The organism is Streptomyces marokkonensis (genome assembly GCF_039539045.1).
GTDB classification, from domain to species: domain Bacteria; phylum Actinomycetota; class Actinomycetes; order Streptomycetales; family Streptomycetaceae; genus Streptomyces; species Streptomyces marokkonensis.
In genome coordinates this window covers 1-13,127 of record NZ_BAABCQ010000053.1, presented here as the reverse complement: position 1 = coordinate 13,127, position 13,127 = coordinate 1, and the positions used below count along the sequence as shown (strand labels likewise).

Annotated in this window: 12 protein-coding genes and 1 pseudogene; 7 read left to right on the top strand and 6 right to left on the bottom strand. The window is 70.1% G+C overall.

Annotated elements, in window-relative coordinates:
• Nucleotides 1–191 (top strand): annotated as a pseudogene (locus ABEA26_RS15585) (hypothetical protein); the annotation flags it as partial.
• A gap of 148 nt (nucleotides 192–339) precedes the next feature.
• Here ABEA26_RS15585 and ABEA26_RS15580 read toward each other — a convergent pair.
• A complete protein-coding gene (locus tag ABEA26_RS15580; protein WP_345592853.1) occupies nucleotides 340–1,212 on the bottom strand; it encodes a helix-turn-helix transcriptional regulator in 873 nt (290 codons plus the stop codon).
• A 103-nt stretch (nucleotides 1,213–1,315) separates the two neighbouring features.
• On the opposite strand from ABEA26_RS15580, the gene ABEA26_RS15575 reads away from it, so the two are divergent.
• Entirely contained in the window at nucleotides 1,316–2,839 is a 1,524-nt protein-coding gene (locus ABEA26_RS15575; protein ID WP_345592851.1) for an MFS transporter, read from the top strand.
• 103 nt (nucleotides 2,840–2,942) lie between these two features.
• Here the strand turns inward: ABEA26_RS15575 and ABEA26_RS15570 are convergent, their stop codons facing one another.
• Nucleotides 2,943–4,121: a Cmx/CmrA family chloramphenicol efflux MFS transporter gene (locus ABEA26_RS15570; RefSeq protein ID WP_345592850.1), complete on the bottom strand. Its 1,179-nt coding sequence runs from the start codon at nucleotides 4,119–4,121 to the stop codon at nucleotides 2,943–2,945.
• 397 nt (nucleotides 4,122–4,518) lie between these two features.
• On the opposite strand from ABEA26_RS15570, the gene ABEA26_RS15565 reads away from it, so the two are divergent.
• The gene (locus ABEA26_RS15565; protein ID WP_345592848.1) at nucleotides 4,519–5,217 is read left to right on the top strand and encodes a VOC family protein; all 699 of its coding nucleotides are present in this window, start codon (nucleotides 4,519–4,521) and stop codon (nucleotides 5,215–5,217) included.
• Nucleotides 5,218–5,302: 85 nt separating this feature from the next.
• Here the strand turns inward: ABEA26_RS15565 and ABEA26_RS15560 are convergent, their stop codons facing one another.
• Entirely contained in the window at nucleotides 5,303–5,704 is a 402-nt protein-coding gene (locus ABEA26_RS15560) for a MerR family transcriptional regulator (RefSeq protein ID WP_345592847.1), read from the bottom strand.
• Nucleotides 5,705–6,123: 419 nt separating this feature from the next.
• Between ABEA26_RS15560 and ABEA26_RS15555 the strand changes: the two genes are divergently transcribed.
• Nucleotides 6,124–7,614, top strand: a complete 1,491-nt coding sequence (locus ABEA26_RS15555) for a SulP family inorganic anion transporter (RefSeq protein WP_345592845.1) — start codon at nucleotides 6,124–6,126, stop codon at nucleotides 7,612–7,614.
• Between the two features lie 310 nt (nucleotides 7,615–7,924).
• Complete coding sequence (locus tag ABEA26_RS15550) at nucleotides 7,925–8,077, top strand: MmyB family transcriptional regulator (protein ID WP_345592844.1); 153 nt, start codon at nucleotides 7,925–7,927, stop codon at nucleotides 8,075–8,077.
• A gap of 132 nt (nucleotides 8,078–8,209) precedes the next feature.
• Here the strand turns inward: ABEA26_RS15550 and ABEA26_RS15545 are convergent, their stop codons facing one another.
• Nucleotides 8,210–9,139, bottom strand: a complete 930-nt coding sequence (locus tag ABEA26_RS15545) for a LysR family transcriptional regulator (protein ID WP_345592843.1) — start codon at nucleotides 9,137–9,139, stop codon at nucleotides 8,210–8,212.
• Between the two features lie 114 nt (nucleotides 9,140–9,253).
• Here ABEA26_RS15545 and ABEA26_RS15540 point away from each other — a divergent pair, with 114 nt between their 5' ends.
• Together ABEA26_RS15540 and ABEA26_RS15535 are read left to right on the top strand one after the other, a co-directional pair.
• The gene (locus ABEA26_RS15540) at nucleotides 9,254–9,781 is read left to right on the top strand and encodes a DapH/DapD/GlmU-related protein (RefSeq protein ID WP_345592841.1); all 528 of its coding nucleotides are present in this window, start codon (nucleotides 9,254–9,256) and stop codon (nucleotides 9,779–9,781) included.
• A 326-nt stretch (nucleotides 9,782–10,107) separates the two neighbouring features.
• Entirely contained in the window at nucleotides 10,108–10,521 is a 414-nt protein-coding gene (locus tag ABEA26_RS15535; protein WP_345592839.1) for an SgcJ/EcaC family oxidoreductase, read from the top strand.
• 583 nt (nucleotides 10,522–11,104) lie between these two features.
• On the opposite strand, the gene ABEA26_RS15530 is transcribed toward ABEA26_RS15535, so the two are convergent.
• Both ABEA26_RS15530 and ABEA26_RS15525 read right to left on the bottom strand, forming a co-directional pair.
• Nucleotides 11,105–12,190: an LLM class flavin-dependent oxidoreductase gene (locus ABEA26_RS15530; RefSeq protein ID WP_345592837.1), complete on the bottom strand. Its 1,086-nt coding sequence runs from the start codon at nucleotides 12,188–12,190 to the stop codon at nucleotides 11,105–11,107.
• Nucleotides 12,191–12,314: 124 nt separating this feature from the next.
• Nucleotides 12,315–13,109: an MBL fold metallo-hydrolase gene (locus ABEA26_RS15525; RefSeq protein WP_345592883.1), complete on the bottom strand. Its 795-nt coding sequence runs from the start codon at nucleotides 13,107–13,109 to the stop codon at nucleotides 12,315–12,317.
• Nucleotides 13,110–13,127: the final 18 nt, after the last annotated feature.

The following is a 13,127-nucleotide window of genomic DNA, read 5'->3' as shown; positions in this document are numbered from 1 at the left end:
CGGCACCCGCACCGGCACCCGCCCCGCACCCGCTGCCGGGACCGGAGGCAGGGCCACGCGACCGCATGGTCTACACGCGCACACCGTGGGGCAGCACGCTGGAGCTGATCACCTACCCCGACCCACAGTCCTACGAAGAGCACACCTCGCGTCGGCGCCACCGGCCACCCGAGAAGAACATCCATTCTTGAGGACGTACACGCAACTCCGGGTTGGGCCATCGGTAACGGTTGAGGCGACAGGCCGACGGGGCAACACGTCGTACAAGACCCCTGCAACCGAGGCTCAGCGTCTCGGCGCAGCAGCTCAGGATGAGCACGGTGCTCAGTACTGTCCGGGTCAGTGTCGTACGAGCGGCTCCGGCTCGTCGGTACGGCCGCGCTGCTGGGCCAGGACCCGCACCGCGTCGGACGAGGTCGAGTCGTTCGCGGTGTAGAGCTCGACCCGGTGGTCGGGGCTCTCGGGCTGGAGCCACACCTGGTACTCCACGTTCACGGCACCGACGGTGGGGTGCTGCAGGTGCATGGCCCCGACAGTGCAGTCGGAGACGTCACCGGTGGCCCACATCGTCGCGAAGTCGTTGCTGCGCATGGTGAGTTCACCGATCAGGCCGGCGAGCCGGGCGTCAGTCGGATACCGGCCTGCGGTGAGGCGCAGATAGGCGACGTGGACGCGGGCAAGCTCGTGCCAGTTGCGGTACATGTCGCGGGTGTGGGGGTCGAGGAAGAACATCCGGGGGATCGACGGACGTTGCGACGGATCCCGAGGCGCCTCGTGGGATATGTGCTCGGCGACGAGCGCGTGCCCGGTGTGGTTCCACGCGAGCACGTCCCCACGCCTGCCCAGGATGATCGCGGGGGTGGCCTCGCCGAGCGACTCCAGTAGCCTGAGGACGCGCGGGTGCGGCTCCTCGGGGGGCGGTTCGCTCAGGCCGGGCTTCGCGGACTGCCGGGCGAGGTTGTGCAGGTGGACGGTCTCCACCTGGTCGAGCCGGAGCACCCGGGCCAGCGCGTCGAGCACCTGCTCGGACGCCGTCTCGGCCTGACCCTGCTCCAGGCGCGTGTAGTACCCCGCGCTCACTCCGGCGAGCTGAGCGAGCTCCTCACGCCTGAGGCCGGGGACTCGGCGGGAGGTGCCGTAGGTGCGCAGGCCGATCTCGGCCGGAGTGACACGGTCACGGCGGCTCTTCAGGAACGTTCCGAGGCTCTCCATGCGTTCGAGCCTATGACGCGGGCCCGGCCCGCGGGTGTACCTGTCAGGTGTACCCATGGCACGGGGATGGTTGTGGCGCCCGAGGTGCCGGACCGTCGAGGGCATGACTCAACAGCGTGCGCACACCTCACCCGGCATGCGGGCCTGGCTCGGCCTCGCGGTGGTCCTCGGCCCGGTCCTGCTGGTCTCGATGGACGGCTCGATCCTGTTCCTGGCTATGCCGAGCATCACCGAGGCCATCTCGCCCACCGCCGACCAGGCCTTGTGGATCCTGGACATCTACGGCTTCGCCGTCGGGTCCCTGCTGATCGCCTTCGGCAGCATCGGCGACCGCTACGGCCGCCTGAAGCTCCTGATGATCGGCGCCACCGTGTTCGGCCTCGGCTCCGCCGGGGCGGCGTTCGCGCCGAACCCCGAGCTCCTCATCGCCTGCCGGGCGCTCATGGGCGTGGCCGGCGCGACCCTGCTGCCCTCCGCGCTCGCGGTGCTGAGCGAACTGTTCCCCGACCCGAAGCAGCGCGCCCGGGCGATCGGGATCTTCGCCGCCGCGTTCGCGGCCGGGTTCGCCATCGGACCGGTCGTCGGCGGCGCGCTGCTCGGGCAGTTCTGGTGGGGCTCGGTCTTCCTGGTCAACCTGCCCGTCATCGTCGTCTTCCTGTTGTTCGCGCCGGTCCTGCTGCGCGAGGTACGGGCGACCCGGACCGGCCGCACCGATCCGGTCAGCGTCGTGACCTCCGCCGGGGGCCTGCTGTTCACGATCTACGGCATCAAGCACCTGGCCGCGGAGGGCTTCGCGGTCCTGCCGGTCGTGACAGGGCTCCTCGGTCTCGCGGCCCTGACGTTCTTCGCGCTCCGCCAGCGGCACCTCGAGCACCCGCTGATCGACTTCTCCCTGTTCCGCGACCGCACTTTCACGATCGCGGTCATCACCGGGCTGCTGCCGCTGGCGGCGTGGTCGGCGGCGGCGTACCTGTCCGGCATCTACCTCCAGTCCGTCCTCGGCCTGAGCGTCCTGCACGCCGCTCTGCTCGCGCTCCCCGGAGCGGCGGTCCTCACCATCACCTGCGTCGTCACGCCCGCCTTCGTCGAACGCATCGGCAAGAAGGCCGCGCTCATCACCTGCCACTTCACCATCGCGGGCGGCCTGCTTCTGCTCCTGCCCACCACCATCACCGGCGGCATCGGCTGGTACGTCGCCTCCACCGTGATCGCCGGAGTCGGGTACGGCATCTCCTTCAGCGTCGTCGCCGACACCGCCGTAGGGGCGGTCCCCGCGGAGCGCGCGGGGTCGGCCGGCGCGATCGCGGAGACCAGCAACGAGATCGGCAACGCCCTCGGTATCGCGATCCTCGGGTCGCTCGCGGCACTGATCTTCCGCCTCCAGGGACCGGGCCTCGCCCCCACTCTGGACGGGACGCTCCAACTGCCGGGCCTTGTGCCCGCGGCACTCCAGGACGCGAAGGGCGCCTTCGTCACCGGCCTGCACGTCGTCGTGGTGGTGGCCGGCCTGCTGCATGCCGCGCTCGGGGCCGTCGCCCTGCGCTGGCTCTCCAAGCCAACGTCCGGCGAACCCGGTTCGAGCACCACCGGCGAGCCCGCGCGTGAGCACCTGGTGGGGAAGCCCTGACCGGCCTGCGCCACTCTGCCCCCGCTCCGCGCGTCTCGCTCCGCCCGTCCAGCAGCTGCGGTGGCTGATGCCCAGACGCATCAGCCACCGACCTACGGGGCGCTCACCGATGCACCTCGGTGCCACGGCCGGCCGCGAGCACGCTCCGGAGGGGGAACGCCACGAGCAGCGCGGTCGCGACGAGCAGTCCACTCACCCACGGCGGCCCGAGGTCACCGCGAGCAGTGTTGAGGGAGCTCGCGGCGATGAGCGGTCCGACCGCGGCGCCGATGTTGAAAGCCGCGGTCGCGTACGAGCCGGCCATGGTGGGGGCTCCTGTAGCTTCGTAGAGGACTCGCGTGATCAGGGTGCTGCCCAGCGCGAACGACAGTGCTCCTTGCAGGAACACGAGGACGAGCAGGGCGGCAGGCCGGTCGGCCAGCACGGTCAGGGCCGGCCAGCCGAGGAGAAGCAGCGGGCCGCCGAGAGTGACGACCAGGTCAGGGCGATGGTCGGACACTCGTCCAGCGACGGTGATACCGACGAAGGAACCGAGCCCGAAGAGCACCAGAACCACAGAGATCCACAGATCGCCCAGGCCGGCGGTGCCGGTCACGATGGGCGCGAGGAAGGTGAAGCTTGCGAAAGTCGCCGCGTTCACCAGGGCACCGAGCAGCATCACGAGCGCCAGGCGCGGGCTCTTGAGCTGTACCAGCTCGGCTCGCAGCGCCGGCCTGTGCGACTCGCCTCCCCGCACAGGGCCGGCCGGGATGCCTTTGAGGATGCCGATGGCTGCGGGCAGGCAGAGGGCGGTGACGGCCCAGAACGTTGCTCGCCAGCCGAGCATGGTGCCGAGTACCGATCCCGCCGGGACCCCGGCGATCGTGGCCGTCGTTGTCCCGGACAGCAGCACCGCGAGCGCGCGTCCCTTCTTGTCCGCTGCCACCAGCTTGGTGGCGGTGGTGAGAGCCACCGCAAGGAATCCCGCGTTCGCAAGCGCTGCGACCACCCGGGTGGCGAACAGGACCGGGAAGTCAGCGGTGGTCGCGCCCAGCGCGTGAGCCACCGCGCATACGAGGACGAACCCGAGAAGACCGGACCGCGCGGGCCAGTTGCGGGCAAGCCCGGCCATGAGTGGAGCGCCGACGACCATGCCGATCGCGAAGGCCGACGTGAGCGTGCCTGCTGTGCCGACCGTCACGTCGAGGTCGGAGGCGATACCGGGCAAGAGGCCGGCGAGCATGAATTCGGAGGTGCCCATGGCGAAGACGGCCATGGCAAGCAGGTACAGCGCGAGAGGCATCGAGTGGCTCCGAGGCGATGAGAAACAGGAGTGGAGGCGTTCTCGTCACCGCGGTCAGCACCCGTAAGCGTCCGGCCGCGGAACGCGGCGGGACGGCAGAACTACCGACTCAGTGGTTCAGGGGGCTGACGGCGTGACCGAAAGCCCCCGCCCTGGATGCTTCGGGGCTCGACATGCCCGCACGCTACATGACCGTTGCCCGACGACGCACACCAGTTTGTGCGCGTGCGCAGCCACTACGGTGCCGCGCCACTGCCGGCCCCGGCCCGGCCCGCATCGCGCTCATCACCGCCGGCGTGAGGGTGTTCCTCCGCGGCGACCAGTCCGAAACGGGTTGCTGAGGAAACGACAAGTCGGCTACTACAGCAATTGGCCGACACGGCAAGGGGGCAAGCAGTTGACGACACCTCACCTCGGGGCGCTCAACGAGTTCTGTTGGATGGACGTCAAGACGCATGACGTGCCGGGCACCACGGCCTTTCTCGCCGCTGTGCTGGGGTGGCGGTTCGCCGTGGACGAAGGCGACTGGCGCCGCGCGATCAAGATCTCCGCCGACGGTCATCAGATCGGCGGCGTGAGTGACCTCAGCTCTCCGCTCTACCCGCCGGGCACTCCCGCGCACATCGCCTACTACCTCGCCGTCGATGACGTCGAGACCCGCACCGAAGCCGCCGTCGCGGCGGGTGCCCAGCTCGTACTCCCGCCTTTCGACGCAGGGGACCAGGGCCGCATCGCCACCCTGATCGATTCCGTGGGCGCGGCCTTCTCTCTGTGGCAGACACACCCTTCCAACCGGTGGTCTCCATCGACGCGCGCACCACACCACATGGTTCTTGCCTGCCCCCGCCCTGAGGAGGCCCGCCGGTTCTACCGCGACATGCTCGGCACCGTCCCCAGCTGTGCGGACTTCGTACCGATGCATGGCTGTGAGGAGTGCTCACCTCGCTGGGAGCTCGTCGTCTCCGTCGACGCCCCGGACGCCGTGGCCGGCCGCGCACGCGGCCTGGGACACGGGGTGACGGGCGGGCAGGACGTCGGCGAGCAATGTCTGAGCTGTCCGGACGGACTGAGGTTCCGCATCCGGGCTGCCGCCTGATGAGGGTGCCGGGAAGGCGGCCGCCAGGGTCCGGTGTCGGCGCGCAGTGTCGGCCGGTGGCCGAAGGGCAGGCCGAGGCGGCCTGCTAGGGGTATGCGGCGTCCAGGCGGCTGCGGAGGGTGGCGGCGAAGTCTTCGGCGCGGGCCAGCTGGATGCGTAGTTCCTCGATCTTGCGGCTGGCATCCTGCTCGTAGGTCCGCACCCGCTCCATGAGTGCCTCGCGCCCGGCGCCGTCGGCCGTCTCGGCATGGTCGAGGCGGTCGACGGCGTCGAGGAGGTCACGCATCTCGTCCAGGGTGAATCCGAGGGGCTTCATGCGGCGGATGACCATGAGCCGCTGCACATCGGACTCCGTGTAGAGACGGAATCCGCCCTGGGAGCGGGCGGAGGGGATGACCAGGCCGGTCTCCTCGTAGTGCCGGATGGTGCGCAGGGACAGCCCCGTCCGCGCGGCGACCTCGCCGATCTGCATGTGCTTGCCGTCCACGCTCGTGTCCCTGGCCCTTCTCCTCGTGGCGGGACGCGTCCCGTGCGACTCCGCCAACCCCTACTCTAACGTTAGGGTAGAGTTGTCGGCGGTGAGGGTGGCTCGGTCGCCCCGCTGCTGCCGTTCCGGGGCCGATGACGCCTCCGGCGAGGATCCGATTTCTGCAGGAGAGAGCGTGCGCGAGCCCATGACGCCGATCGCCGCCGCCTGCCCGCCGTGACCCTTCGCCCCCGGATGTGAGCCGCCCGGCCGCCTGTGCGTGCCGCCCGCCTCGCGTCCACCCCCCTCGACTTCCGGCCCGCTCTGCGGGCCGTCCGCGGGGTGCCGGCCCGGCCCTCGCGCGTCCTTACCGCATGCCCCCGGCCTGACACAGGGGGGCCCGAGCACGACAGGTACGCATCTCCTTGTCTTCTGCTGCTGTGACTCCCGCCGCGCGGCTGCGCGGCTTCAAGCCGGACTGGCTGAACAACCCGAAGGTCTGGCGCACCGAGGTCCTCGCCGGCCTGGTCGTCGCTCTCGCGTTGATCCCCGAGGCGATCTCGTTCTCGATCATCGCCGGTGTCGACCCCGCGGTCGGTCTGTTCGCCTCGTTCACCATGGCCGTGGTCATCTCGATCGTCGGCGGCCGACGCGCGATGATCTCCGCCGCCACCGGCGCCGTCGCCCTCGTGATCGCCCCGCTGAACCACGAGTACGGCCTGAGCTACCTGATCGCCGCCGTCATCCTCGCCGGCGTCATCCAAGCCGTGCTCGGCGCACTCGGAGTGGCGAAGCTGATGCGCTTCGTGCCGCGCTCGGTGATGGTCGGCTTCGTCAACGCCCTGGCCATCCTGATCTTCATGGCACAGGTGCCCGAGATGCACGACGTGCCCTGGGCCGTCTACCCGCTGATCATCGGCGGTCTCGCGCTGATGGTGTTCTTCCCGAAGGTCACCAAGGTGATCCCGGCCCCGCTCGTCTCGATCGTCATCCTCACCGTCATCACGGTCGCGGCCGGCATCGCGGTGCCGACCGTGGGTGACAAGGGAGCCCTGCCGTCCTCTCTGCCGGTTCCCGGCCTGCCGGACGTGCCGTTCACCCTGGACACCCTGACGACGATCGCCCCCTACGCGTTCGCGATGGCACTGGTCGGCCTGATGGAGTCCCTGATGACCGCGAAGCTGGTCGACGACATCACGGACACCCACTCCTCCAAGACACGCGAATCCATCGGCCAGGGCATCGCCAACATCGTCACCGGCTTCTTCGGCGGCATGGGCGGCTGCGCCATGATCGGCCAGACCATGATCAACGTGAAGGTGTCCGGCGCCCGGACCCGTCTGTCCACCTTCCTCGCCGGCAGCTTCCTCATGGTGCTGTGCATCGCCTTCGGCCCGGTCGTCTCCGACATCCCCATGGCCGCCCTGGTCGCCGTCATGGTCATGGTCTCCTTCGCGACCTTCGACTGGCACTCCATCGCCCCGAAGACACTGAGGCGGATGCCCGCCGGGGAGATCGCGGTCATGGTCATCACGGTGATCGTGGTCGTCGCCACCGACAACCTCGCCATCGGCGTCTTCGTCGGTTCCCTCACCGCCATGGTCATCTTCGCCAAGCGCGTCGCCCACCTCGCCCAGGTCACCGCCGTCACCGACCCCGACGGCAGCACGGTCGTCTACCGGGTCACCGGCGAGCTGTTCTTCGCCTCCTCCAACGACCTCGTCGGCCAGTTCGACTACGCCGGCGACCCGGCGAAGGTCGTCATCGACCTCTCGTCCGCCCACATCTGGGACGCCTCCTCCGTCGCCGCCCTCGACGCCATCGAGACCAAGTACAAGCAGCGTGGCAAGACCGTCGAGATCACCGGCCTGAACGACCCCAGCGCCGACCTCCACGGCAAGCTCACCGGCGAACTCGCCGGTAGCCACTGACCCCGCGCCGCACGAACACGGCAGAGGACCCCGGCCCAACGGGCCGGGGTCCTCTCGTCTCGTCCCGGCGCTCTACTCCGATGAGGGACCGCGCGCGGTAGGTTCCGAAGATCCACAGATTGCCCTCCGGGTCCTGTCCCGCACGTACGCCGCGGCGTCCGACCCGAGCCGGGTCTCATGCGACGCTTTCGCACGCGTCGAGGTCGGCCCGCAGGCTGCCGAGATGGACGGGGCCGGTCTCCGGGCGCAGCCGTTCGACCGCGACGTCGGACAGGAGTGAGTCTCGCCGACGAGTTCGCCCCGTAGAGCCATGCCCAGCGTGCGAAAGAACCTGCGTCACCCCACGCTGGGCGAGCTGGAGATCGACCGGCACACCCTCGGCCTGCCCGGCTCAGGTTTCTCTCTGGTGATGTACACGGCGGAATCAGGAAGCCCCAGCGCCGTTGCGCTGAAGGGCCTTTGAGCGCAGCCGCCACGGAAGCCACCGCGTCCGCCGAGGCTGGGCCGGGCGGGGGGAACGTAGCCCCCGGACGGAGAACGGCCCACTCGGGAGCTTCACGCGCATGTCCGCACGTCCGTTGGTTCGGTCGTCCGGTCAGCGCTCTACCCAGTCCGGCGTCCACATGTCGTGCGGGGTTCGCGGGCCGGTGGTGCGCAGATGGTCGCGTAGCGCGGTCAGTACGGGGTGCCGGTCTCCGTCTCGGAACAGCAGCACGTGCGGGTAGACCGGGGTCGGGTCGTGCAACGGGATACGTCGTAGGTCGTGGTTCTGGGGCCACAGGTACCGGTCTCCGCTGCCGACGAGGGTGGCCAGCGAGGCCGAGTCGGCCAGCGCGTCCATCAGGGCCTCGTCACCGAAGTTGGGGCCGAGCGCGTCGATGCTCAGGCCGAAGGCCTCGGACAGCGCCCGGTAGAACGCCGACCACTCCGTGCCCGGCCTGATCCCGGGGATCCAGATGCGGTGGCCGGCCAGGTCGGCAGGACTGACCCAGGGCACGCCGGCCAGCGGATGACCGGGGCCGACCAGCAGCTCCAGGGGTGCGTCCAGAAGTCGTTCGGTGCTGATCCCGGCCGGGATCTGGTCTGCCGGCAGGGCACGGAAGGACGCGTCGACGGTTCCTTCGAGCACCGCCTGGGCGGCCTGGGCGGCGTTCTCCTGGCTCAGGGTGACCGCGTCCAGGTCCGTCTCGGGGTGGGAGCGGTAGAACCGGTAGACGGCCTGGGCCGGGGAGATGCGCCGATTGAGGACATCGACGCGCAAGGGACGACTGCCGGGGCGTACGGCCTGCTCGGCCTGCTCGATGGTCGCCAGGACCTTCTTGGCGTGCGGCAGGAAGACCTGCCCGTCCAGGCTCAGCCGGGAGCCTCGGGAGGTCCGCACGAGGAGCGTGACCTCGATGTGCCTCTCCAGGGCCGCGACCCGCTTGGAGACCGCCTGTTGGCTGACCCCCAGCTCGTCGGCCGCAGCCTGGAACTGGCCGGTCTCGGCGACGGCCACGAACGTCCGCAGCACTTCAACATCCACGCCTCCACCCTACTTCCACAACTGCTGGTTGTGTCCGGTGTGGTGCGGGGTTGTTTGATCGAGTGTTCTGCGCGGTGGTGGGGTCAGCGTATGTCTACTCGCACAGAGCAGGTCATGCATGTCCAGACGCCTGAGTTCTCGCGTCATGTGGAGCGGATCGTGGAGGTGACCGATGCGACGTCTCGACTGAACGTGCTTCCGTTCAGCGACAGCGAAGGTCGTGCTGAACTACTTTCCGTTGTGTTCGGCGGCCCGCTGCCGGAGTCGGTGACGATCTACCCGCCGTTCTTCACCGAGTGCGGGCTGAACACCACGTTCGGGGAGAACGTCTTCGTCAACCAGGGATGTACCTTCATGGACAAGGGAGGCATCCGTGTCGGCAGCGGCGTCATGATCGCCCCGAAGGTCAGCCTCATCACCGGAGGCCATCCCCTGCCCCTGGCCGAGCGCCGCGAGTACCTCTCCTTCGCCCCGATCGTCATCGGGGAAGACGTCTGGATCGGGACTGCTGCCGTGATCACGCAAGGTGTGACCATCGGTGCCGGTGCGGTGGTCGCTGCCGGTGCGGTGGTCACTCGTGATGTTCCTGCCGGCACCGTGGTCGCGGGAGTGCCCGCCCGGGTGCTCAAGACGATCGACTGAGCCCGGCCGGGCTGCCGCGCAGGATGCGCAGCACCTCTGAGGTCTGATCCCGATGCCTCGGCACGCCCGGCAGACCGAAGGGCACCCTGCTCAGCAAGTCGGCGGTCCTGGAGCGCGCGGTCGTCGACGCCCTCCACGAGAGGCCGTCGGCCGGGAAGCCGTCGACGACCTGATCCCCGGCAGGGAGTGTCGGGGCGTGGTCACGCGCCCCGACACCGGTCGCTCTTTGCACGGTTCCCGCCAGTCACGTCGCCGTGACCCGGCCCCCTCAGAACTGCGGTTGACCTCAACCCGAGTCGAAGTCCTGAGTTCCCCTCAGGGACACCATGAACATCACTCACCCCGGCAACGACGCTGACGAGCAGAGGATTCGCGAGTTGGTCGCGCGATCCCAGGAGGCGCAGCTCGACCCGGACGTGCTGCCTGCGCTGCACACCTCGAACATGGTGATCGTCAACTTGGCGGGGCGGCGCCTCTTCGGGCGTGAGGCCTTCGCCTCGGCCATGGCTGAAGCGCTCTCCTCCCCGCTCAAGGACATCCGGACCTCGTTGGAGGTCGACGACATCCGGTTCACCACGTCGGACGTCGCTGTCGTCAGCCGCACCAAGACCGTCCACGACGAACGGTCCGGGGCAAAGGACTCGTCCGTACTGCCCTCGGTCGGTGTCATGACCTACGTGATGACCCGCCGGGGCGGGGACCGGCGCATCGCCCTGGCCCAGACGACACCGGTCGGCTGAGCGGCCGCTGCGCCGACCTGGCGCCGACGAGCACGGGCCCGACCGGTCGGCCCAGTAGCCGGGCGCGCGTTGGGCGGAGGCGGAGTCGCGCCTGCTCGCCTCCTTGTCGTCCCGCACCACCCGTTCACGACGGCCCGCTGTTTCGACCCCCACTGGTTCGTAAACTGCCGGAGCGCCTGACGGGACCCCGGCTTCACTGATCTTCAGCGAGCCGTCGACGGCCTGCACCGCGTAGTGGAAGACGTGCTCGTCCCGCCTCCAAACCGTCGCGAGCATACGTCGCCCCATCCCGTGGATGCGCCGGCGTCAAGGACGCCTGCCTCTCGGCAGTCGGTGCCAACGGCCTCGGATCCTGCGGCGGTGCTCACCGAGGTCGCGCGGGGCGAGTACGTGGGTCCGGAGGGCGCCGGCCCGGAGGTCTGCGGCGATGTGCTGCTCGGCCAGGAGTTCGGTACGGAACGTCCGGGAGGAGCTGCCGGACCGGGCGGGAACGCCACGAGAACTCCTCGAAGACCCCTGGAGAGTCAGAGGACTTGGGGTGGCGGGGGATCCGCGTCGGCGGGCGCAGATCGTCCGTCCCGTGTCAGAGCGGGCTGTCGGGCATGCCGTAGGCGTCGGCGATCAGCTCGGTGGAACGCAGCCGGGCCTGGACGGAGTGGCCGACGCTGCCGATCATGAGTTCGTCCGCGCCGGAGTCCCGCTGGACCTGGTTCAGATGGGCGATGACCTGCTCGGGGGTGCCGTGCGGGACGTGCTCCAGCCAGCCGTCGACGGCCTGGCGTTCCTGGGCGTCGTATATGTAGGCGTCCACTTCCTCGGGGGACGGCATCAGGTAGGACTTGCGCTGGAACATGCGGAGCATGGCGTGCGCGAGAGTGCCGGCCTGGCGGCGGGCCTCACGCTCGTCGGTGGATGCCGCGACGGTGAAGCTGACCAGCGCGTACGGCAAGGCCAGGGCCTCGGACGGAGTGAACCGCTCGCGGTACAGACGCAGGGCGGCCACGGCATCGCGCGGGTTGAAGTGCGCGGCGAAGGCGAACGGCAGGCCGAGCCGCGCGGCGAGCTGCGCGGAGTAGCCGGACGAGCCGAGCAGCCACACCGGCAGGCGGCCGGTGGGCGGGGTGACGCCGTTGAGCCGGTCCTGGGCGGGCCCGGGCACGGCGTACACGCGGTCGGCGTAGGGGTGCTCGGCCGGGAAGTCGTCGCCGAGGAAGTGCAGCAGCTCGGCCACCTGTTGGGGGAAGTCCTCGGAGCCGCTCGCGCCGCGGCGCAGGGCGGCCGCCGTGGCGTGATCGGTGCCCGGGGCGCGGCCCAGACCCAGGTCGATGCGGCCGGGGGCGAGGGCGTCCAGCATGCCGAACTGTTCCGCGACGACCAGCGGCGGATGGTTGGGCAGCATGATCCCACCCGCGCCGAGCCGCAGCCTGCTGGTCTCCGCGGTGAGCCGGGACAGCAGGACGGGCGGGCTCGAGGTGGAGACGCCGGGCATGGCGTGGTGCTCGTTCATCCAGTAGCGGGTGAAGCCGCGCCGGTCGGCGAGCCGGGCGAGTTCGATGCTGCCGGCCAGCGCCTCCGCGGCGGTCTGGCCGGTGCCGGTCATGGCGGAGTCCAGTACGGACAGAGGGACGGGGGCGGAGCCGTGGCGGGTGCCACGGATCGGGTCGGTCATGGTCGTGCGGTCCTTCGATGGTGCGGGAGGTGGGGGAGGGGCCGGGCGCCGGCAGACAGCTGCGGCGGGTCCCTGTCGGCCGTCGCCCGGCCGTGTCCGGTCTCGGTGCCCAGCGTGCGTGGGTTCAGCCCCGGACGCCGAAGTCGATGCGCTCGGTGAGACCGGCGGCGGCGAAGGCGGCGACGAGCTCGTCGCCGCCCTCGGTGAAGTGGGCCCAGCTGTCGTAGTGGACGGGGACCACGCGGCCGGCGTCGAGGATCGTCGCGGCCTGGGCGGCCTGGGCGCTGTCCAGGACGATCAGCTCGTTGTCGAAGACTTCGGTGAAGCGGGGCGCGCCGGCGAAGAGGAGGGCCGTGTCCACCGGGGCGAAGCGCTCGGCGATGTCCCTGACCGCGTCGAGAGAGGCGTTGTCGCCGCTGACGTAGACGGTGGGCAGGTCCTCGCCGGTCAGAACGAATCCGACGACCTGACCGGTGATCGGCTCGACCTTCTCGCGCGGGCCGGGGCCGTGGATGGCGGGTACGCCGGTCACGATGACCGTGCCGGGCCCGCCGTCCCGGCGCTCGAGCTCGACCGACTGCCAGTCGGTGAGGCCGGTGGCCGCCTGACCGAGACGCTCCCCACCGCCGGGGGTGGTGAGCGTCAGCGGGACGTCGGCGAGCAGGGCCCGGCCGGAGGTGTCGAGGTTGTCGGCGTGCTCGTCGTGGGAAAGCAGGACCACGTCGACGCGGCCGAGATCGTCCGGGCTGCCGTCGGCCGCCGCCGTCTTGGTCAGCACAGCGGCCGGTGCCTGGTGGTCGCCGGGGTCGTCGAAGGTCGGGTCGGTGAGAAAACGCAGGCCGCCGTACTCGAAGAGGGCAGTCGGGCCGCCGAAGACGCGGACGGGGAACGGGGCGGTCTGCAGGGTGGGGGAAGACACGAGAAGGAACTCCTCACG